At 67.1% G+C, this 19,578-nt stretch carries 18 protein-coding genes; 14 read left to right on the plus strand and 4 right to left on the minus strand.

Going from position 1 to position 19,578, the window contains the following annotated elements:
* The first annotated feature begins 82 nt into the window (after positions 1–82).
* Together J2848_RS24600 and J2848_RS24605 are read left to right on the plus strand one after the other, a co-directional pair.
* The gene (locus tag J2848_RS24600) at positions 83–2,206 is read left to right on the plus strand and encodes a 3-hydroxyacyl-CoA dehydrogenase NAD-binding domain-containing protein (RefSeq protein ID WP_149232985.1); all 2,124 of its coding nucleotides are present in this window, start codon (positions 83–85) and stop codon (positions 2,204–2,206) included.
* Between the two features lie 171 nt (positions 2,207–2,377).
* Entirely contained in the window at positions 2,378–2,887 is a 510-nt protein-coding gene (locus tag J2848_RS24605) for a hypothetical protein (RefSeq protein ID WP_149232986.1), read from the plus strand.
* Positions 2,888–2,943: 56 nt separating this feature from the next.
* Here J2848_RS24605 and J2848_RS24610 read toward each other — a convergent pair whose 3' ends face one another.
* On the minus strand, positions 2,944–3,264 hold the full coding sequence (locus J2848_RS24610; RefSeq protein ID WP_211103236.1) for a hypothetical protein: 321 nt from the start codon (positions 3,262–3,264) through the stop codon (positions 2,944–2,946).
* Here J2848_RS24610 and J2848_RS24615 point away from each other — a divergent pair.
* The 11 genes from J2848_RS24615 (at position 3,170) to J2848_RS24665 (ending at position 13,094) form a co-directional block, all read left to right on the plus strand.
* On the plus strand, positions 3,170–3,871 hold the full coding sequence (locus tag J2848_RS24615; protein WP_246194019.1) for a flagellar hook assembly protein FlgD: 702 nt from the start codon (positions 3,170–3,172) through the stop codon (positions 3,869–3,871). The genes J2848_RS24610 and J2848_RS24615 overlap by 95 nt on opposite strands.
* A 35-nt stretch (positions 3,872–3,906) precedes the next feature.
* Complete coding sequence (gene flgE, locus J2848_RS24620) at positions 3,907–5,217, plus strand: flagellar hook protein FlgE (protein ID WP_149232988.1); 1,311 nt, start codon at positions 3,907–3,909, stop codon at positions 5,215–5,217.
* Positions 5,218–5,221: 4 nt separating this feature from the next.
* Complete coding sequence (locus J2848_RS24625; RefSeq protein WP_149232989.1) at positions 5,222–5,479, plus strand: hypothetical protein; 258 nt, start codon at positions 5,222–5,224, stop codon at positions 5,477–5,479.
* Positions 5,480–5,590: 111 nt separating this feature from the next.
* A complete protein-coding gene (locus tag J2848_RS24630) occupies positions 5,591–6,139 on the plus strand; it encodes a hypothetical protein (RefSeq protein ID WP_149232990.1) in 549 nt (182 codons plus the stop codon).
* A gap of 36 nt (positions 6,140–6,175) precedes the next feature.
* Entirely contained in the window at positions 6,176–7,933 is a 1,758-nt protein-coding gene (gene flgK / locus J2848_RS24635; RefSeq protein WP_149232991.1) for a flagellar hook-associated protein FlgK, read from the plus strand.
* Between the two features lie 11 nt (positions 7,934–7,944).
* Entirely contained in the window at positions 7,945–8,850 is a 906-nt protein-coding gene (locus J2848_RS24640; RefSeq protein WP_149232992.1) for a flagellin, read from the plus strand.
* 121 nt (positions 8,851–8,971) lie between these two features.
* Positions 8,972–9,796, plus strand: a complete 825-nt coding sequence (locus J2848_RS24645; protein ID WP_149232993.1) for a flagellin — start codon at positions 8,972–8,974, stop codon at positions 9,794–9,796.
* A gap of 158 nt (positions 9,797–9,954) precedes the next feature.
* Positions 9,955–11,640, plus strand: coding sequence for a flagellar filament capping protein FliD (gene fliD, locus J2848_RS24650; protein ID WP_149232994.1), 1,686 nt, complete (start codon positions 9,955–9,957; stop codon positions 11,638–11,640).
* 39 nt (positions 11,641–11,679) lie between these two features.
* Positions 11,680–12,171 (plus strand): flagellar export chaperone FliS, encoded by a 492-nt coding sequence (locus J2848_RS24655; RefSeq protein ID WP_149232995.1) that lies wholly within the window; start codon positions 11,680–11,682, stop codon positions 12,169–12,171.
* A 34-nt stretch (positions 12,172–12,205) separates the two neighbouring features.
* Positions 12,206–12,826 carry an RNA polymerase sigma factor gene (locus tag J2848_RS24660; protein ID WP_246194020.1) on the plus strand — a complete coding sequence of 207 codons (621 nt, stop codon included), beginning with the start codon at positions 12,206–12,208 and terminating at the stop codon, positions 12,824–12,826.
* On the plus strand, positions 12,816–13,094 hold the full coding sequence (locus J2848_RS24665; RefSeq protein WP_149232997.1) for a hypothetical protein: 279 nt from the start codon (positions 12,816–12,818) through the stop codon (positions 13,092–13,094). The genes J2848_RS24660 and J2848_RS24665 overlap by 11 nt, the downstream gene beginning before the upstream one ends.
* Before the next feature lie 30 nt (positions 13,095–13,124).
* Here J2848_RS24665 and J2848_RS24670 read toward each other — a convergent pair whose 3' ends face one another.
* The gene (locus tag J2848_RS24670; protein ID WP_246194021.1) at positions 13,125–15,473 is read right to left on the minus strand and encodes a tetratricopeptide repeat protein; all 2,349 of its coding nucleotides are present in this window, start codon (positions 15,471–15,473) and stop codon (positions 13,125–13,127) included.
* A gap of 172 nt (positions 15,474–15,645) precedes the next feature.
* Between J2848_RS24670 and lhpI the strand changes: the two genes are divergently transcribed.
* The gene (lhpI, locus tag J2848_RS24675; RefSeq protein WP_246194022.1) at positions 15,646–16,566 is read left to right on the plus strand and encodes a bifunctional Delta(1)-pyrroline-2-carboxylate/Delta(1)-piperideine-2-carboxylate reductase; all 921 of its coding nucleotides are present in this window, start codon (positions 15,646–15,648) and stop codon (positions 16,564–16,566) included.
* A gap of 2 nt (positions 16,567–16,568) precedes the next feature.
* Here lhpI and J2848_RS24680 read toward each other — a convergent pair whose 3' ends face one another.
* The gene (locus J2848_RS24680) at positions 16,569–18,257 is read right to left on the minus strand and encodes a tetratricopeptide repeat protein (RefSeq protein WP_246194023.1); all 1,689 of its coding nucleotides are present in this window, start codon (positions 18,255–18,257) and stop codon (positions 16,569–16,571) included.
* Positions 18,258–18,400: 143 nt separating this feature from the next.
* Positions 18,401–19,411, minus strand: a complete 1,011-nt coding sequence (locus J2848_RS24685; protein ID WP_149232999.1) for a CorA family divalent cation transporter — start codon at positions 19,409–19,411, stop codon at positions 18,401–18,403.
* Positions 19,412–19,578 lie beyond the last annotated feature (167 nt).

A 19,578-nucleotide genomic window follows, 5' to 3' on the forward strand; every position in this document is an offset into this window, starting at 1 on the left:
GACTGACCGTCCACGGGCCTTCCATCTCCGACATCATTTGTTATCGGTTGAGCCCGGACCCATGGCTTTCCGGAGAGTGCCGATGCCATCACCGGCCCAGACTGAAGCGGTTCCGTTCAATCCTGTCCAGTATGCGCGCCGGGGCCAAGTCGGCGTCATCACCGTCGATTACCCGCCGGTGAATGCCGTCGGCCATGGCGTGCGCAGCGGGCTGGTCGCGGCGCTGGATGCCGGGTTGGCCGACGACGGGGCGGACGCGCTGCTGATCGTCTGCGCCGGCCGCACCTTCATGGCCGGCGCTGATATCCGGGAGTTCGGCAAGCCCTCCGCCCCGCCGACCCTGCCGGAGGTGGTGGCGCACCTCGACTCCGCGACCAAGCCGGTGATCGCCTCCATCCACGGCACGGCGCTGGGCGGCGGGCTGGAGGTGGCGCTGGCCTGCCATGTCCGCGTCGCGGTGAAAACGGCCAAGCTCGGCCTGCCGGAGGTGAAGCTGGGCCTGCTGCCCGGTGCCGGCGGCACGCAACGGCTGCCGCGTCTAATCGGCGCCACCGAGGCGCTGGACATGATCCTGTCCGGCGATCCGGTCGGTGCGGAGGAGGCGCTGGCGCTCGGCCTCGTCGATGCGGTGGAGGATGGCGGCTCCGCTCTGGAGGCCGGTCTGCGCGCCGCCGAACGGCTGCTGGCAAACGGAAGCAGCCCGCAGCCGGTCAGCACCCGCACCGGCCGGATCGCCTGCACCGATCCCGGCCTGTTCACGGCGAAGCGAGCCGATCTTGCCAAACGTCAGCCGCACCTGTTCTCTCCCCACCGCATCGTCGACGCGGTCGAGGCCGCCGTCACCCTGCCCTTCGCCGAAGGGACGGCGCGCGAGCGGGAACTGTTCCTGGCCTGCATGGACTCGCCCCAGCGCGCCGGCCTGATCCATGCTTTCTTCGCGGAGCGTGAGGTCGCGAAGGTCCCCGGCCTGCCGGCCGGCACACCGACGCGCGACATCCGCAAGGTCGGGGTGATCGGTGCCGGCACCATGGGCGGCGGCATCGCCATGTGCTTCGCCAATGCCGGCATTCCGGTGGTGCTGGTCGACAGCGCGCAGGAGGGGCTGGAGCGCGGCACCGCCGCCATCCGCCGCAACTACGAAGCCACCGCCCGCAAGGGCCGGCTGACCGCGGCCCAGGTGGATGAGCGGATGGCGCTGATCCACCCCACCCTGTCCTATACCGAGCTTGGCGATGCCGATCTGGTGGTGGAGGCGGCGTTCGAGAGCATGGAGGTCAAGCAGACCATCTTCCGGAGGCTGGGCGAGACCTGCAAGCCGGGGGCAATCCTCGCCACCAATACCTCGACGCTGGATGTCGACGCCATCGCCGCGGCGACCGGCCGGCCGCAGGATGTGCTGGGCATGCATTTCTTCAGCCCGGCCAATGTCATGCGCCTGCTGGAGGTGGTGCGCGGCGCCAAGACCTCAGACACCGTGCTGGCGACGGTGATGGCACTGGCGCGCCGGATCGGCAAGGTCGGGGTGGCGGTCGGCGTCTGCTACGGCTTCGTCGGCAACCGCATCCTGCACCAGCGCGGCCGGGAGTCGATGGCCCTGGTCGAGGAGGGCGCCAGCCCCGAACAGGTCGACCGCGTGCTGACCGAATTCGGCTTCCCGCTCGGCCATTTCTCGATGACTGACCTTGCCGGCATCGATGTCGGCTGGCGCATCCGCGAGGAGCGGCGCAAGGCGGGCGATCCGGAGGCGCAGGCTCCCAGCTGGCTCGACACCCTGGCGGAGCGCGGCCGCTACGGCCAGAAGACGTCAGCCGGCGTCTACCGCTACGAACCCGGCAGCCGCACTCCAATCCCTGATCCGGAGGTGGCCGCAGTGATTGAGGAGGACCGTCGGCGCCGTGGCATCACCCCGCGTCCGGTCAGCGACGAGGAGGTCCGCGAGCGCTGCCTCTATGTTATGGTGAACGAGGCGGCCAAGATCCTGGAGGAGGGCATCGCGGCCCGGCCGGTGGACATCGACGCCATCTGGCTGCACGGTTACGGCTTCCCGTCCTGGCGCGGCGGCCTGCTGTTCTGGGCCAACCAGGAGGGGCTGGGCAGAATCGCCGAGACCGTTCAACGTTACGACCGCGACATCGGCGGCCCGCAATGGCGCCCCTCCGCTTTGCTTCTGAAATGCGCGGCGGAGGGCCGGCCGATCGGATGCTGAATCCGGAATGCGAATTACAAAGCGGAAACTTGTTTCCGTTACTGATTGTTAGGAATCTACCATATACTCTTCCCACAGGGACGCTCCACCGCACCCGACCGGCCCCCCAGCCGACAGGACCGACGGAGTCGACCTGACCGAGGAACCCGGGCTTCATGAAAGGGGAAGAGCATGAAGGACATCACCGTCGCAGTCACCGACTGGGGTCTCCACGCCGTCGCCTGCAGCGGCCTTCGTGACGCTCCTCCTTCCGCCTGGCTCGGGACGTTGCGCAACGCGCTGACCGGTGCCGGCAGTGGCCGCAGCCTGTTCCTGGATCTGCGGGAGGTCGGCAATTCCCCCCTGCCGCCGTCCCATCTGGGAGCCCTGGCCTCGGTCGTCGCCAAGGCCGGCTTCAGTGCGGTTCTGGTGTCGGACCTCCGGCTCGGCCATGCGCTGTGCGAAGCGGTTCGCCGCGACGGTGTGAACGGGGAAACGGCGGCCGGCCTGCGCGTTCTGTCCGCGGACGGACGCGACCGGGTCGCCATCGCCGCCGCCTACCAGTGGCTGCTGAACGGGCGGGAGCCTGCGGACGCCCTTCTGGTGTCCGACCGCCGCCCGTCGGTTGTGGTCTTCCCCGCAAGCTTGGCGCAGAGGCGGCCGACCTCCCCCGGTTCCGCCGACCTGCGCCACGCCTCATGACCACCATGTCTTGATCGTCGTGCCGTAACCGCTTTCTTTCCGCAGTCGTCGTCGTCTCAACTGCCTATTCGCCCCGGCCGGACCCAGTCCCGCCGGGGCTTTTTATGTCCACCCGAATTTTTCCGAAAAATCTGCGCCAGCTTTCGCCGGCCGTTCCGTGAGTAACCACAGAACGAACGGGGCGGCGCCAGCCCGCCGCTCCTCCCGAAAAGCCATCGGCCCGAACCGCCGCGAAATCCCGCCCGGATTTCGCGAACGGGCCGCGATTGGGTGGAGAAGGCGATGCTGGTCGATTCTGTCAGCTCAACGGCGTCAACGACCTCGACGAAATCCACATCCTCGTCGAGCACATCGTCAACCACGTCCACGAGCGACACTTACCAAACCTTCCTGACCTTGCTGACGAAGCAGCTGGAGAACCAGGATCCGACCGATCCGGTGGATACCACCAGCTTCACCACCCAGCTCGTCCAGATGTCGGCGCTGGAACAGCAGATGTCGACCAACGACAAGCTCGACACGCTGAACAGCTCGGTGACGGAACTGTCCAGTACGGTCAGTTCGTCGCTCGGCACCACCAGCGGCGCCGTGAGCTACTATGGCAAGACGGTCGAGGCCGAAGGCTCCACCACCCCTTTGCAGGACGGCGAGGCGACCTGGGAATACGACCTAGATTCCGCTGCGTCCTCGGTCAAGCTGACCATCACGGATTCCAGCGGGAACACCGTCTACAGCGACGTCAGCTCCTCCACCGCCGCCGGTACGCACGAAGTGACCTGGGACGGCGTCGGCACCAACGGCAAGAGCTACAGCAGCGGCACCTACACCCTGTCGGTGACCGCGCTCGACTCCAGCGGCAAGGCCATCGACACCACCACCCGCTTCAAGGGCACCGTGACTTCGGTCGACAGCTCGTCCGGTACGTCGGTGCTGAATGTCGGCGGCGTCAGCCTGTCGGCCGACAAGGTGCTGACTGTTTCCTGACCCCTCCCCGGACATTTTGAAAGACAGGTGCCGCCATGAGCCTCACCAGCGCAATGTACAGCGCCACGTCCGGGCTGACCGCCCAGAGCAAGGCGCTCGCCAGCATATCCAGCAACATCGCGAATTCCAGCACCACCGGCTTCAAGGGCACGCAGACCGACTTCACCTCCTACATCAACAAGACCACCACAGTGGACGAGCAGGTCGGCGGCGTCATCGCGTCGAACACCCGCAACGTCAGCCGCCAAGGCGAAATCCAGTCGTCGGCGACCACCACCAACATGGCAGTGAACGGTGAAGGCTTCTTCGTCGTGTCGAACAAGACGGCGGACGGCAGCACCTACTACACCCGCAACGGTTCCTTCTCCGCCGATTCCAACGGCTACCTGACCAATTCCGAGGGCTATTACCTCTATGGCTGGGCGGTGGGCAGCGATGGGACCATCACGGCCAGCAACAAGACCTCCACCGACAGCCTGGAGGCGATCAATCTGACCAGCATCAAGGGCACGCCGAAGGCGACATCGACCGAGGACATCGAGGCGAACCTGCCCTCAGACGCCGCGACGGGCGACAGCTTCACCACCGACATCGAACTGTTCGACGCGTTGGGCAACAGCCATTCGGTGACAATGACCTGGAGCAAGACCGCCGACAACACCTGGTCGCTCAACGCATCGAACCCGACGAGTTCGGCCGACAGCACGACGACCACCGGCACGATCTCCGGTTTTCCGATCTCCATCACCTTCAACAGCGACGGATCGTTGGCCAGCGCCACCCAGACCGACAGCAGCGGCACCACCACCAGCGTCGACCCGTCCGCCATCAGCATCTCCGTCGCCGGCTGGACCACCGGCGCCTCCGACAGCACGATCTCGCTGAATCTCGGCAGTGCCGACAGCACCACCGGGCTGACGCAATATGCATCCGGCGAGAGCACCGCCGCGATCGGCGACTGGACGGCGACCGGCAACGGCTATGAACCCGGCACCCTGACCGGCACCACCATCGACAGCAGCGGTGTCGTGCGCGCCAAGTTCGACAACGGCGAGACGCGGGCGATCTACCAGATCCCGATCGCGACCTTCGCCAATGCCGACGGGCTGGAGAGCGAAAGCGGCACCACCTTCACCCAGACCTACGAGTCCGGCAGCTACCAGCTGCGCACCGCCGGCGACGGCAAGGCCGGCGAGATCGAAGCCAGCTCGCTGGAAAGCTCGACCGTCGAGCTGACCGACGAGTTCAGCCGCATGATCGTCGCCCAGCAGGCCTATTCCGCCGCATCCAAGGTGATGACGACGGCGCAGGACATGCTGGACACCCTGATCTCGATGAAGCGGTGACGCCATGACCGCCGCGCCGAACGAAGGGTTCGCGCGCGCCGAAGCCCTGCTGCTGGAACACCGGCGGCTGATGGTGCAGGCGCGGGCCCTGCTGGCGAGGAGCACCACCCAGACGGAACGGCTGGCGATGGTCGACGAGCTGATCTCGCTGATCGACGGGCTGGGCGTGGAGAAGCGCGCGCTGGGGGCGAGGATCCACCGCGGGCGAGCCGCCAACGTCGCGGTCAGCGCCTATGGGCGTGCAATGGCGACGCGGCGGTGATTTGTCGGGTGGACGGACGGCGGCGAACAAAGCCGGCGGCGCCGCAAAAATCCCGCCAGCTTTCCCGCGAACCGCCGTGGAACCAGATATCCAACCCCCGGAGCCAACTCCATGGCGCTCAAGCAGACCCTGCTCAAGCCGGCCCCGCCGAAGCCCGTTCTGACCAAGGCGGAGCCCGCCGCCCAGACGGCACAGCCGGCCTCCGCCACCATCTTCCTCCGCGTCGATGCAGTGGACGTGCTGGAGGCCTTCGTCGCCGAACTGGACCGAGCCGCCGCCCGCGCCGAGGCGGCAGTGCGCGAAGGGCGGCCGCGCGATGCGCTGCTGGCGGCGGGCGACATGCAGACGCTGCTGCGGACCTGGAGGGACCGGCTTGCCGATGCGCTGGCGCAGACGCGCAGCAAGCGCGTCGCCCCCGCCGTGCGCGGCGCCGCCAAGGCCGCCGCCGACCAGGTGCTGCCGACGCTGGCCGCCCGCATGCGGGAGATGGAGGCGCAGATCAGGGTTCACCGTGCCCGCCAGAACGCCATCGGCGCCGCCCTGCGCGCCGCCTCCACCGCCCCGGCCGGCGTCTATGGAGTGGCCCATGGCCCCGGCGCCCGCTATGGCGCGCGGGTGGCGATGCGCACCACCGGCCATGCCGTCGGTTTGACGGTCTGACAGCCTGACGGCCGGCAGCAGAGGAAGGAAACCGCCATGTCGCTTCGCGTCGCCAGTTCGATCGCCTCGTCGGCGCTGCGCACGTCCGAGGTCGGGATCGCCGTCGCCTCCTCCAACGTCGCCAACGCCGACACCGACGGCTACACCCGCAAGACCGCGTCCAACGTCACCCGCAGCACCGGCGTCAATGTCGCCAGCGTCGACGTCACCGCCGTCAGCAGCAACGTCGACCGCTATCTGCTGAAGACGCTCGTCTCGGCCCAGTCGGACCTCGGCTACACCGACACCCGCAACAGCTATCTCGACCAGATGCAGTCGGCCTTCGGCAGCGTCAGCAGCGACGACAGCGGCGGCACCGACATCGGGTCGATGATCGACGCGCTGGCCGACACGCTGGGCACGCTTGCGACCTCCCCCGAAAGCGAGAGCGCCAAGGCCGCCACCGTGCAGGATCTGTCGGATCTGGCGGAGACGCTGCGCAGCACCTCCTCCTCCATCCAGTCGCTGCGTGCCCAGGCCGATGACGAGATCGCCACCACGGTCGACAGCATCAATGAATCGCTGAACAGCATCGATTCCCTGAACGACCAGATCGTGAAGGGCAAGGCGCTGGGCCAGAACGTCACCGACTTGGAAGACCAGCGCAACACCGCGCTGAAGAGCCTCGCGAAGAATATCGACGTCACCTATCAGGTCGACGACAGCGGCCTGATGCGCATCTCCACCGCATCGGGCAAGGCGCTGCTCGACACCAAGGTTCATGAGCTGTCCTACACCCCGGCCGCCTCGGTCAGCGCCAGCACGGTCTACAGCGCCAGCGGCAGCAGCGGCTTCAACGGAATCATGCTGAACGGGGTCGACGTCACCGGCTCGTCGCTCGGCGGAACGCTGGGCGCGCTGGTGCAATTGCGCGACACCGATCTGCCGGCGCAGCAGGCCGGCCTGGACGAGCTGGCGACCACCCTGATGGATACGCTGAACACGATCCAGAACCAGGGCACCTCCTACCCCGCCCCGCAAAGCCTGACCGGCACCGAGGCCGTCTCGGCAACCGATGCGCTGAAGGTGACCAGCGGTACGCTGCGCGTCGCCGTCACCGACAGTTCCGGCACGGCGGCGGAGGTTCTCGACATCGACCTGTCGACCAAATCGACCCTTCAGGACGTGGTCGACGCCATCAATACGATGAGCAACGCCACGGCCTCGATCTCCTCGGACGGCAAGCTGGTGATCTCCGCCAACAGCGCCAGCAACGGCATCGCGCTGGGCGGAGACGCCAATGACGGAACCACGGGCGCCTTCTCCGACACCTACGGCATGAACGACCTGCTGACCGGCACCGGTGCGTCCGACATCAAGGTGGCGACCCGCATCAGCGACGACAGCAGCCTGCTCGCCACCGGCGCCCTGTCCTCCACCAGCGGTCTGACCGCCGGCGACACGGTGCTGACCAGCGGCGAAGGGTCGGTGGCGAAGGCGCTGTCGGCAGCCTTTTCCGCCAGCTACGACTTCGATGCCGCCGGGTCCTTGAGCGCCCGCAGCACGACCTTCTCCGGCTATGCCGGTGCGGTAATCCAGGGGGCGGCCACGCTCGCCGACAAGGCATCCACCGCCTACGACAGCCAGAACACCTACACCAGCAGCCTCGAATCGACCTTCTCGTCGCAGAGCGGCGTGAATGTCGACGAGGAGACCGCCGCGATCTCCACCCTGCAATCCGCCTACGAGGCCGCAGCCGCGGTCATGAAGACGTTGCAGGAGATGTTCAGCACGGCGCTCGACATGGTCCAGTAGAGGAGACCGCGATGGAACGGGTCGCGACCTACAACCATCAGAACACGCTCGTCCAGTACATGATGAAGGCCGAGGCCAAGGTGGCCGCGGAACAGGTCCGTTCGGCGTCGGGGCTGAACTCCACCGACTACAAGGGCATCGCCTCGGACAGCGGTCGGCTGGTCAACCTCGAGAGCCATTACCGCCGGCTGGAACAGTATATCGACGAGGGCGAGGTCGTGAACGGCCGCATCCAGTCGATGTACGACGCCACCGGCAGCATGTCGGACCTGACCTCCCGCCTCAGCGCGCTGATCACCGGTTTGCAGGGCGACAATGCAGCCGGCGTCGAAGGCGTGGTGGCGGAGGCTTCCCAGCTGATGGAAGAATTCGGCGGGCTGCTGAACACGCAGCAGGACGGCCGCTATCTCTTCGCCGGTGGGCGAACCGACCAGCCGGCAGTAGACCTCGACGGCTACACCGCCGCGACCTATCCGTCGAGCGCCGACACCAGCTATTACCAGGGCGATTCCACCGTCGCCCATTTCCAGTCGGCCGACGATTTCGTGCTGTCCTACGGCGTCACCGCCGATCAGCCGGCCTTCGAAAAGGCCCTGCGCGCCTTCAGCCTGATCGCCAACATGTCGACCGACCCGGTCGACGACAACCTGCTGGCCGAAGCGACGCAGCTCGCCTCCGACGCCACCGACGGGCTGTCGATCGTGCAGGCCAAGCTGGGTGCGGCGAGCTCCTCGCTGGAGAACACCATCGACCGCCATGTCGACGAGCAGCTGGTGCTGCAAACCCAGGTGGACGACATCCGCAGCGTCGATCTGGCGGAATCCACGACCAAGCTGTCGCAGCTCCAGGCCTCGCTTGAGGCGACCATGAGCCTGATGAAGATCCTCGAAGAGAACAACCTGTCCAAATACCTGTAGCGGCAGGGGGCAAACGAAAAAGCGCTAACCCGATCGAAAAAGTGCGCCAGCTTTCGCCCCGTCCCCCGTGAGTCCCAGTGAGGGTCGCCGAAACGGCCCGGTTCGATCAGGAGACCACATCATGCCCGTCATCTCGACCAACACGGCTTCCAATTCGGCCCTTCGTTACCTGAACATCAACACGACCAACCAGTCGGACTCGGTCTCGAAGATCGCCAGCGGTTCGCGCATCACCAAGGCGTCGGACGATGCCGCCGGTCTCGCCGTCGGCACCTCGCTGAAGTCCGACGTCACGGTGCTGAACCAGGCGGCCACCAACGCCTCGCATGGGTCGTCGATCCTGCAAACCGCCGACGGCGGCATGTCCAGCATTTCCGACATCGTTCAGCGCATGCGGTCGCTCGCCACGCAGTCACTGTCGGGCTCGGTCACCGACAACGAGCGCTCCTATCTGGATGCCGAGTTCCAGCAGTTGCAGGACGAAATCGACGGCATCGCCTCGGGCACCCGTTTCAACGATGAATCGCTGCTCGACGGTTCTACCAACTGGTCCACCGGCGTGTCCTTCCGCGTCGGCACCACGTCGAACGACAACATCACCGTGACCATCGCCGGCGTCACCACGACCGGGCTGGGCATCAACACGCTGGACGTCGGCACCTCGGCCACCGCCGCCGCCGCGCTGACCGCGCTCGACACCGCGGTGACCACCCTGTCGGACGCCCGCGCCGACGTCGGCGCGCTGATCTCGCGCTTCGAATTCCGCAGCGACATGATCGACACCACCATCGAGAACACCGAAGCCGCTCAGTCCGCCATCATGGACGTCGACGTGGCCGAGGAGCAATCGAAGCTGTCGTCTGAGAAGGTCCTGACCCAGGCCGCGATCGCCGTGCTGTCCCAAGCGAACTCGATGCCGGAGAATCTTCTCTCCCTTCTCCGCTGACGGTTCGCAAGGCCGCCGGCAAGGGCGCGTTCCACACAGCCTCACACACTCGTGGGGCGCGTCCCCCGGCGGCCGCTTCCGCTTTCCACCATTGCCACAAAACCCGCCGCCGCGCCATCCGCCGCCCCGCCCGCGGCCGGAACCGGGAGAGCCTTGCCATGACCACCGTCAGCTCCACCTCCACCAGCACGGCCGCGAGCACCGGCTATTCGGCACTGTCCTCCAGCAGTTCGGGAACCGGTATCGACTATTCCGCGCTGATCGAGGCGAAGGTCAACGCAAGGCTCAGCAAGGCCGACCGCATCGACACCAAGATCACTGCGAACGAAGCGAAGATCACCGCCTACACCGACCTTCAGGACAAGCTGCAGGCGGTCAACGACGCCCTCGACGGTCTGCGCAACCGCAGCACCTCGACCGGCGCGTCGTCCAACCTGTTCGGCCAGCGGACCGCCTATGTTGGTGACGACGACGTGTTCAGCGCCACGGTTGACGACGATACGGAGGTCGGCACCTATTCCGTCGTGGTTCAGCAGCTCGCGACGAAACACAAGATCGCGGCCGACAGCGCCAGCAGCAAGACCGACGCGCTGGGCTATTCCGGCAGCTTCACGCTCCAGGCTGCCGACGGCAGCGCCGTCACCATCTCGATGGAGAGCGACGACAGCCTGACCGACCTGCGCGACGCGATCAACGCCAACAAATCGACCAGCGGCGTCACCGCCAGCATCGTGCAGGTCAGCGACAGCAGCTATCAGCTGATCCTGACCTCCAACAACACCGGCGAGGCCATTTCGCTGACCGACGGCGGCGACGGCGTCCTCTCCTCGCTCGGGCTCACCGACAGCGACGGCGCCATCAAGAACGAGATGGTCGCGGTGCAGGACGCGATCGTCGAGGTGGACGGCGTCACAATCACCCGCAGTTCCAACACCATCGACGACGCCATCGAAGGCGTGACGCTGAACCTCTACAGCGCCAGCCCGGACACGGCGATCTCGATGGAGGTGTCGACCGACCTGTCCGCGATCAAATCGGCGATCTCCAGCTTCGTCGATGCCTACAACGAATACCGCGACTTCGTGGTGACGCAGCAGTCGACGACCAGCGACGGAACCGCCTCCAGCGATGCGACGCTGTTTTCCGACAGCCTGCTGCGGCAGATCGTGCGGTCGGTGAACAGCGCGCTCAACACCTCGATCACCACCGACGACGGCACCGTGCTGTCGATGGCCTCGCTGGGCATCACCTTCAACAGTTCCAACGAACTGGAACTGGACGAGGACACGCTGAACAGCATTCTCAGCACCGACATCGACTCGGTCAAGCAGCTGCTTGGCCTCAACATGACCTCGTCGTCCAGCCAGATGTCGCTGCTGCGCTACACCAGCAGCGCCTCGGCGCTGTCCTTCAGCCTGGACATCGTGCGCGGCGATGACGGGACCCTGACCTCGGCCTCCGTCAATGGTGACAGCAGCCTGTTCACCGTCAGCGGCAACCGCATCATCGGTGCCAGCGGCACGGCCTATGAAGGCATCGTGCTGGTCTATTCCGGCAACAGCGGCAGCGTCGACATCGATTTCTCGCAGGGGCTGGCCGACAAGCTGTTCGGCGTCATCGACGATGCGTCCGCCACCTACGACAGCGACCTCGCCACCGCGATCGACGACCTGGAAACCCGGGATACCGATCTGGAAAGCAAGTCCAACGACATCAAAACCAAGGCAGAGACCTACCGCACCACCCTGACCGCCTATTACGCCAAGCTGGAGGCGGCGGCGGAGCAGGCGGCCCTGCTGCTGAAGCAGCTGACCTACAGCGACAGCAGCAGCAGTGACAGCTGACCTCGGTCACGGTCCATCCAATGATGAGGATACGGCGCCATGCGCAATTCCGCCTATTCGAAAGCCCTGAACGCCTACGCCGTCGCCAACAGCGCGGTGCCGCCGCTGGTGGCGGTGGTGCGGCTGTACGAGCGGGCGATGACCCATCTGTATGCGGCCCGCGATGCCGCCGCCGAACACCGGTTCGAAGCGCACCACAACGCCGTCCGAAATGCGATCATGGTGTTCGCAGGCCTTGATTCCATTCTGGTTTTCGACAAAAATGAAGATGTCGCGCTGACGCTACGCCGGTTCTACCACCGGCTGATCGCGCAGGCCGGTGCCGCCGCCAGCCGGAAGGATCCGGTGGCGGCCTGTGATTCGCTCATCCGCCAGACCTCCTTCATGCTGAAGAGCTGGCAGGCCATCGCCGCAGAACGCGGCGGGCCATCCACTGTCGTCGGTGCCACGGCCAAAGGGCCGCATGCATCCGTCGTCGGGAGAACGATGGATCATGCACATGGCGGACTCTCGGGCGGACTCTCGGCTTGACCTTCCGCGGGAGGATTCCGGTGTCGGGCTCTCCATGTCCGGGGACCTGAGCCGGGGTCGTGCCTCCGGCGTCATCACCCCTGCGGACGAGGACAGCGACGAAGCGCTGATGGCGCAAATCCGCTCCGGCAGCCAGACGGCCTACCGGCGGCTGGTGCATCGTCACCTGAAACGCACCTATGCGCTGGCCCGCCGCCTGACTGGCAACGAGGCGGAGGCCGAGGATGTCGTTCAGGACGCCTTCCTTCAGGTCTGGCAGCGCCGCACCCAATGGAGCGACGACGGCGGCGCACGCTTCACGACATGGCTCTACCGCGTGGTGGTGAACCGCTGCATCGACCACAAGCGCCGGCCGGTCGGCCAGGATCTGGAAGCGGTGGCGGAGCCGTCGGACAGTGCGCCCGACGCGGTCAGCACCATCCACCGCCGGCAGGTCGCCGCCCGTCTGCTCGACGCCCAGAACAAGCTGACGCCGCAGCAGCGCGCCGCCGTGACGCTGTTTTATTACGAGAATTTAAGCAATGCCGACATCGCCGGCGTTATGCAAATCAGCATAGGTGCTGTAGAGTCGCTGTTGAAACGCGCGCGCCAGCAGCTCCGGCTTCTGCTGCGCGCCAGCGCACAGGCGGCCAGGGATTCCTTCGATGACGGATGAGGAGTTTCGCGATCGGCTCGATCGCTACGGAGGCGACCTCGCCCTCTGGCCAACCGATGCGGCCAGGGATGCGCGGCGCCTCCTTCTGCGCTCGGTCAAGGCGCAGGCGATGCTGGACGAGATGGTGACGATGGAACTGGCGCTCTGCCAGCCGGAAGACCGCCCACCGCCCGACCTCGCCGAGCGCATCTTTGCCGCGGCCTTCCGCCTGCCGCCGTCCGATCGCAGCTTCGACGAGGATGGCGATCAACCGCCCCGGCTGATGTAACGGCGGCTGATGTAGCGGTTTCCCACCGCGTCAGCGTCCCGCCACCCGCCGCAGTTCCACGGCGATACGCTCCAGCGCCTGCTCCAGGCCCTGGCCGGCGAGCGGCTGAAACAGGCGCATCGACGGGTACCAGGGCCGGCCGGCGGTGCCGAGCTGCGTCCAGTCACGGTGGCCGAAGCGCCAGACCGGCACGCCCAGCGCGCCGGCCAGTTCCGCCACCGAATTCGCCGGAGCGATGACGAGGTCGAGGGCGGAGACCAGCGCCGCGGTTTCCTCGAAATCGTCGCGCAGATCCAGCCCGGTCCAGCCATAGATGGGCTGTCCGAACTGCCGTTCCGCCGCCAGGATTTCGCGCTGGCACTCGTCATATTGCAGGTTCACGAAAGTGACGCCGCGTACGGCGAAGACCGGTCCCCAAGCGTCCAGCGGCAGATAGGCGCTGCGGCGGTCGGCGGTCATCAACTGGCTGCGCCAGCTGATGCCGACGCGCAGGTCGTCGCCCGCACTGTCCAGCCGTTCGCGCCAGTCGGCGATGCGGCTGCCATCGGCAAACAGCCAGCAGGAGCGCGTCGGAAAGGCCGACAGCCGTTCCCGCAACAGACGCGGCACCGACCCGGCCGGAATGTGAAAGTCGCAATCGACCGTCTCGGCGTCCATCAGCCCGCAGGACGGCTGCTCGGCACGCACGGTCGCCTTGGGGAAGGAGCGGGCGAACAGCGGCACCAGCCGGCGCTCGCATTCGATCACTACCTGCCCGGCCATCTTGATCAGGTCGGGATAGCAGGAGGCGAACAGGAACTCGTCCCCCACCCCCTGCTCGCGCCAGACGAAAAGGCGCTTGCCGTTCAGCGGCTCCCCTTTCCATTCGGGAATGGTGAAACGCCGCTCCGGACGGACCCGACCGGCCTTGAAACGGAAGGCGTAGTCGGCCCAGCCGGCGCTCAGCGCACCGCGTTCCAGCGACAGCAGGCCACGGTTGAAGCGGGCCAGCGCATGGCTGGGGGCGGCGGTGACGGCACGCTCGAACCAGCGGCCGGCATTGGTGCGGCCCTGGCGCTGTTCCGCCAGTCCCAGGGTGCAGAGCGGGTCGGCCAGCGCCGGTGCCAGCGCCAGCGCCTTGCGGCAGGCGACATCGGCCTCCACGGGGTTCTGGGCGCCGTTCAGCGCATAGGCCAGCACGGCGTGCAACGGCGCATGACCGGGCATCAGCCGGATGGCGCGGCGCACCTGGACCACCGCCGGCGCGAACGCCTCACGGTCGGACAGGTCGCCACCGAGATTGCCCAGTGCATCGGCGAAGGCGGGATGCAACGCCAGCGCGCGCTTCCAGCAGGCTTCCGCCTCCACCCGCCGCGCCTGAGCCTTGCAGGCATTGCCGAGATTGTTCCAGGCTTCCGCCTGACCAGGGTCGCGGGCGATGGCTCGGCGCTGCCACCGCTCCGCACGGCCATAGTCCCCGAGCGCGGATTCCGCCAACCCGAGATTGACGAGCGCCGGCACATGGCAGGGATCGAGCGCCAGCGCGGTTCGGAACCGCTCGCGCGCCTCCGCATGACGGCCAAGTGCATGCAGCAGCAGCCCCAGATTGTTGCGGGTTTCGGCATGGCCGGGCTGGCGGTGCAAGGCCTCGACATAGGCGGTTTCCGCCTCGGCCGGCCGGCCCAGCCCCTGGAGCGTGGCGCCGAGGTTGGCCCAGACCGATCCGTTATCGGCACCCAGCCCGATGGCTTCGCGATAAACGGCGGCAGCCTCGGCCGCCGCACCCCAGCGGCGCAGTGCATTCGCCAGCGCGATGCGGGTCGCAGCATCCCGTGGCCGCAGCCTTGCCGCCAGACGGTAGCAGCCGATCGCCGCAGCGGCCTGCCGCAGATCCTCCAACGCGTGCCCCATGCCGAGCCGCGGTTCGGCAGCCCCTGGCACCAGACGCGCCGCGGCGCGGTAACAGCGCAGCGCCACCACCGGCCGCGTCTGCCGTCCGGCGATGGAACCCAGCAGGCACAGCACGTCGGCATCGTCGGGATTGATCGCAAGAGCGCGGCGGGCGCTGGCAAGCGCCGCGGTTACCCGTCCCTCCTCCATCAAGGCCTGCCCCAGCGCCAGATGATAGGAGCCGACCAGCGCATTGGAACGCGCCGCCGTGTCGAACAGCCGGGTGGCGTCGGTCCGCCGCCCGCTTTGGAAGGCGATATGGCCCAACAGGTGGGCGGCATCGCCATGCGTCGGGTCGATCCGCAGGATCTCGCGATAGAACCGCTCCGCCCGCTCGGTCTGTCCGGCATTGTGATGCTGGACCGCAAGACGCAGCAATCCGTCGGTACGCCGTGTCGCGTTCCCGTCCATGGTCATCGCCGTCCCGTCAAATGAACTGGTCAGCGGCATCCGGGGGCATCCGGGGCCGCGTCTGTTCCTTGTTACGACGGCGTCACGGAACTCCTGCGCGGGCCTGCAACTTTTCCGCTGCCACTCCGGCTTTCGATTTCGTAGCGTATGCTGCGGCGAACTTTTAGCGTGAAGCCCTCATGATGCCATCCGCCGCAAGGAGAGCACCGCCTTGACCACAACCGCCCTGTCCATGCTGTCGCCCGCGGAAACGGCCGAACTGCTGCCCTTCGCACCACTGTGCGACGCCGTCGCCAATGCCGCCCGTGATTACGCAGCCGGGCGCATCCACAGCCCGGAACGGCAGGTCCTGCCGCTGGCGCAGAACGGTGTTCTGCTGTCCATGCCGGCTACGGCCACGGATATCGGCATCCACAAGCTGGTCAATGTCTGTCCGGCCAACGGGGTGCTGGGGCTGCCGACCATCCATGGTGTGGTCACCGCCTATGACGGCGCCACCGGCGCGCCGCTGGTGATCCTGGACGGGCCGACCGTCACCGGCCGCCGCACCGCGGCGGTGTCGATGCTGGCGATCCGGACGCTCGCCCGCCGCCCGCCGCAGCGGGTTGCCCTGATCGGCACCGGCAAACAGGCCGCCTATCATGTCGAGGCGCTGGCGTCGCTCCATCCCGGCATCCGGGTCGACATGCATGGCCGGTCCGACGGGGCCGCACAGTCCTTCTGTAGCACGTCCAACGTTGCCGGCATCGACCTGCGCCCGACGTCCGGGGCAGTCGATCCGGCGGTGGATGTGGTGATCACGCTGACCACCAGCCTCGTGCCCGTCTATGACGAAGCACCGCAGCCGGACCGTCTGCTGATCGGCGTCGGCGCCTTCAAGCCGGAGATGGCGGAATATGGCGCAACCTCCATCCATGGCAGCGACGTCTTCATCGACGATCCGGCCGGTGCGCGGCATGAGGCCGGCGACCTGATCCAGGCCGGCTTCGACTGGGCGACCGCGCGGTCGCTGGCCGACGCACTTGACGGCACCGACATGACGGACCGGCCCCGCCTGTTCAAGAGCGTCGGCTGTGCGGCCTGGGACCTCGCCGCCGCCCGCTGTGCGCTGGGTCGCCGCGTGAACCGCTGACACTATTTCTCGCCGATGAAGGCACAGTGGGGAAAGCTCTGGAAGTCGTAGCGGTGGATGCGCAGGTCCGGTTCATGACGGCCGAACCAGTCCAGCACAGCCAGATGGGCGGTCTGGTCGAGCATCCATTGCGCGCGACCGTCCAGCAGGAAATGGCCGATATAGGCCGCCAAACTCTCCAGATAGCGGCCGGCGAGCGGCGTGTCGTTGTAATAGACGAAGCAGACGGTGATCTCGCGAAAGGGCCCGCGCCGGCGCCGGTCGTGCAGAACGCCAAGGTCGAAGCCGGCCATGTCGGCGGCGAGCATCCGCAGGTCGCTGCGGGTGGTGGCGTCCAGATCGACCAGGATCAGCGGCCGTCCGAGATGCCGGTGCCATTGCTGGACGCGGATGAAGCGCGCGCAGGCGTAGTAGGTGACGCGCTGGGCGTGGGAACAGGCGGTCAGGTCAGGCTGCTCGGTGGACAGGCCGATCGACAGCGGATAAAGCCGCCGCCATTCCCCCAGCATCCCCAGCAGCGACGGCGTCGGCGACACCACGTTCAGCACGACCGATGCCCCCGGACTTGATTGGCCGATGGAGCGGAGAAGGTCCGGCGCGAAACGGCGGACATAATGCTCGTCGCCACTCACCATAATGACGGGGCCGTTCCCCTCCGGCAGATCCGCCAGGATGGTCATTTCCGGCAACCGGGCGATGACGCTGTCCAGTGACGGCAGGCTTTCGAAGAACGCATCGTCGGCCCGCAGCATCGACCAGGACCCGAGTTCGCCGGCGCCGTCCAGTTCCGCATCGGTGAAGCGGGCGGCGAATCTCATCTGCAGCTTCGACGCGAGGGCCAGGCGCCCGCGGCGATAGACCAGATAGCCCACCAGCGATGCCGCCAGGGCATCCTTGGGATCGCTGCGCAGGCGCCGCCAAGCCGCCCGCGCCGCCCAGGAAAGCCGCCGGTCGTCGAACGCCCCCAACTGGAACAGGTCGAGCGCCAGCGCCAGCCACAGGCGCAGGCTGCCCGGCTCGTCCGGATGGACCGTCTGGACCCGGTGCAGATGATCGAAGGCCTTCACCGCCAGATCAAGGTCGAGCGTCATCGCCTTCCCCGGCGTCCAGTCCAGCAGCCCGCTGCGGTACTGAAGCAGCCGGGCGAGGGCGTCGTGCCCGCGCACCGACTGCGGGTCGAGCGCCACCACACGGCGGGCGGCGGCCTCCAGCCGGCCGACTTCCTTCCGACGCAGGACCTCCAGGTTGTTCCGCGCCTGCTTGTGGTCTGGTACTACCGCCAGGATGCGCTGATACCAGACGGCCGCTTCAAGCGGCGACCCGGCGCCGGCCGGCGGCGGCGCGGCCAAAAGATTCGCCAGATTGTAGGCTCCCGCCCCATGGGCCGGCGCCAGCGTCAGCGCCCGCCGGCAGGCCCGTTCGGCCTCATCCAGCCGACCGGCACTGCGCAGCAGGCTGGCATAATTGGCCCACTGGTCCGGATTGTCGGGCTGTGCCTCCACCACCCGGCGGAAATGGCTGGCGGCCTCGCCTGGGCGCCGGGTCTGCATCAGCAGCAGGCTCAGCATCTGGAGCGCCTGGAGATGCCCGGGGTCGGTCGCAGGGGCGGCAGCAAGATAGGCGCGGTATCCCTCCTCCGCCTGCGGCAGGTCGCCCTGCTGGTGACTGCGGATGATCTGAGCGAGATCCATGCCCATTGCCAGCCCGGTGCCTCCGCCGTCCACTGGGCAAAGCCTGCCATGGCCCGCACCCGCCGGTCCATCTTTCAGTCCAGTATCCAGTCCGGCGGCACGGAACGGCAAACCGTCACCACGATCCGGCGGTTCTCACCCTCTCACTTGCGCGGGCGCAGGAAGAACAGCATGGCGAGGCCGGACAGCAGGATCGACAGCATCACCCACCAGAAGGCATGCGGCGAGACGTGATCCTCGACGCTGCCGACACCCGGCACCCCCGCCACATTCATGCCAAAGATGCCGGAGATCAGCGTCATTGGTGCGAAGATGACGGTCACCACCGCCAGCACATGCAGGCTGTGGTTCTGCTGGTCGGCCACGCGGGCCAGAAGCTCGTCCTGCAAGACCTTGGCCCGGTCCTGCAACGCTTCGATGTCGTAGAGCACACCGGCGAACTTCTCGACCGAATGACCCAGGCGGGCACGGTCGTCGTCATCGATCCAGGGCACCCCGCTGCCGGCGAGCCGGGCCAAGGCCGCGCGCTGCGGCGAGACGTGACGACGCAGCCGGACGATCAGCTGACGCAGCTGGCCGAGCCGCTGCCGGGCGAGCTGGTAGCGTTCGGCCAGCACGGTGTCCTCCACCTTGTCCAGATCGGCTTCGGCGCGCGTCACCACCTCGCCCAGCGTGTCGGCCAGCATGTCGATCAGCTCGGCCATCAGTGCGGCGGTGCTGCCGTAGCGGCCCTGGTCGTGCAGAGACTTGCGCAGGCGGTCGATCGCCTTCAGCGGATGCCGCCGGCAGCTGACGATGCGGCGTTCGTCCATGAACAGGCGCAGGGTGCCGATGTCCGACGGCTCGAAGTTGAAGTCGTAATGCATATCGCTGAGCACGGCGAGGAAGCCGTCGTCGAACGGCTCCAGCCGCGTCCGGTCGTCGTTGGCGTCCAGCAGGACCTCACGCGCGAACTCGTCGAGCCCGCTCTCGCGGTCCAGCCAGTCCCGCGCCCGGGCGGAGGCGAGGTTGAAATGCAGCCACAGCACGCCGCCGCTGCGCTGCTCCGCCGCGTCGATCTCCTCGAAGGACACCGGTACCGGCGGCGCGTCGGGGGTGAGGAAATAGCCGCAGATCAGGTCGGTCCCGGTATCGAGCTTGATTGGACCTGCCATACCCGGCGAACCTTCCGTTGCCTGTTCTCCGGCGGGGTGCCGGACGGCGGCCAGGATACGCCGGCGAATGTGCGGCGCAACCTTGTCCTTGGGCGCTTGGGGCAACTGCAACAAGACCGTCTTCAAACCGTCATCACCTTGTCGCGCGTTTGCGGCATCAACGCGCG

It is taken from the genome of Azospirillum lipoferum (assembly GCF_024170005.1).
GTDB lineage: Bacteria > Pseudomonadota > Alphaproteobacteria > Azospirillales > Azospirillaceae > Azospirillum > Azospirillum lipoferum.

Bases quoted from the DNA above. Each gene is read 5' to 3' on its own strand.
- J2848_RS24665 (WP_149232997.1), top strand. From the start codon at position 12,816: ATGACGGATGAGGAGTTTCGCGATCGGCTCGATCGCTACGGAGGCGAC.
- J2848_RS24605 (WP_149232986.1), top strand. From the start codon at position 2,378: ATGAAGGACATCACCGTCGCAGTCACCGACTGGGGTCTCCACGCCGTC.
- J2848_RS24630 (WP_149232990.1), top strand. From the start codon at position 5,591: ATGGCGCTCAAGCAGACCCTGCTCAAGCCGGCCCCGCCGAAGCCCGTT.
- J2848_RS24685 (WP_149232999.1), bottom strand. From the start codon at position 19,411: ATGGCAGGTCCAATCAAGCTCGATACCGGGACCGACCTGATCTGCGGC.
- J2848_RS24625 (WP_149232989.1), top strand. From the start codon at position 5,222: ATGACCGCCGCGCCGAACGAAGGGTTCGCGCGCGCCGAAGCCCTGCTG.
- J2848_RS24660 (WP_246194020.1), top strand. From the start codon at position 12,206: ATGTCCGGGGACCTGAGCCGGGGTCGTGCCTCCGGCGTCATCACCCCT.
- J2848_RS24640 (WP_149232992.1), top strand. From the start codon at position 7,945: ATGGAACGGGTCGCGACCTACAACCATCAGAACACGCTCGTCCAGTAC.
- flgE (WP_149232988.1), top strand. From the start codon at position 3,907: ATGAGCCTCACCAGCGCAATGTACAGCGCCACGTCCGGGCTGACCGCC.
- J2848_RS24600 (WP_149232985.1), top strand. From the start codon at position 83: ATGCCATCACCGGCCCAGACTGAAGCGGTTCCGTTCAATCCTGTCCAG.
- flgK (WP_149232991.1), top strand. From the start codon at position 6,176: ATGTCGCTTCGCGTCGCCAGTTCGATCGCCTCGTCGGCGCTGCGCACG.
- J2848_RS24670 (WP_246194021.1), bottom strand. From the start codon at position 15,473: ATGCCGCTGACCAGTTCATTTGACGGGACGGCGATGACCATGGACGGG.
- fliD (WP_149232994.1), top strand. From the start codon at position 9,955: ATGACCACCGTCAGCTCCACCTCCACCAGCACGGCCGCGAGCACCGGC.
- J2848_RS24645 (WP_149232993.1), top strand. From the start codon at position 8,972: ATGCCCGTCATCTCGACCAACACGGCTTCCAATTCGGCCCTTCGTTAC.
- J2848_RS24615 (WP_246194019.1), top strand. From the start codon at position 3,170: ATGCTGGTCGATTCTGTCAGCTCAACGGCGTCAACGACCTCGACGAAA.
- J2848_RS24655 (WP_149232995.1), top strand. From the start codon at position 11,680: ATGCGCAATTCCGCCTATTCGAAAGCCCTGAACGCCTACGCCGTCGCC.
- J2848_RS24680 (WP_246194023.1), bottom strand. From the start codon at position 18,257: ATGGATCTCGCTCAGATCATCCGCAGTCACCAGCAGGGCGACCTGCCG.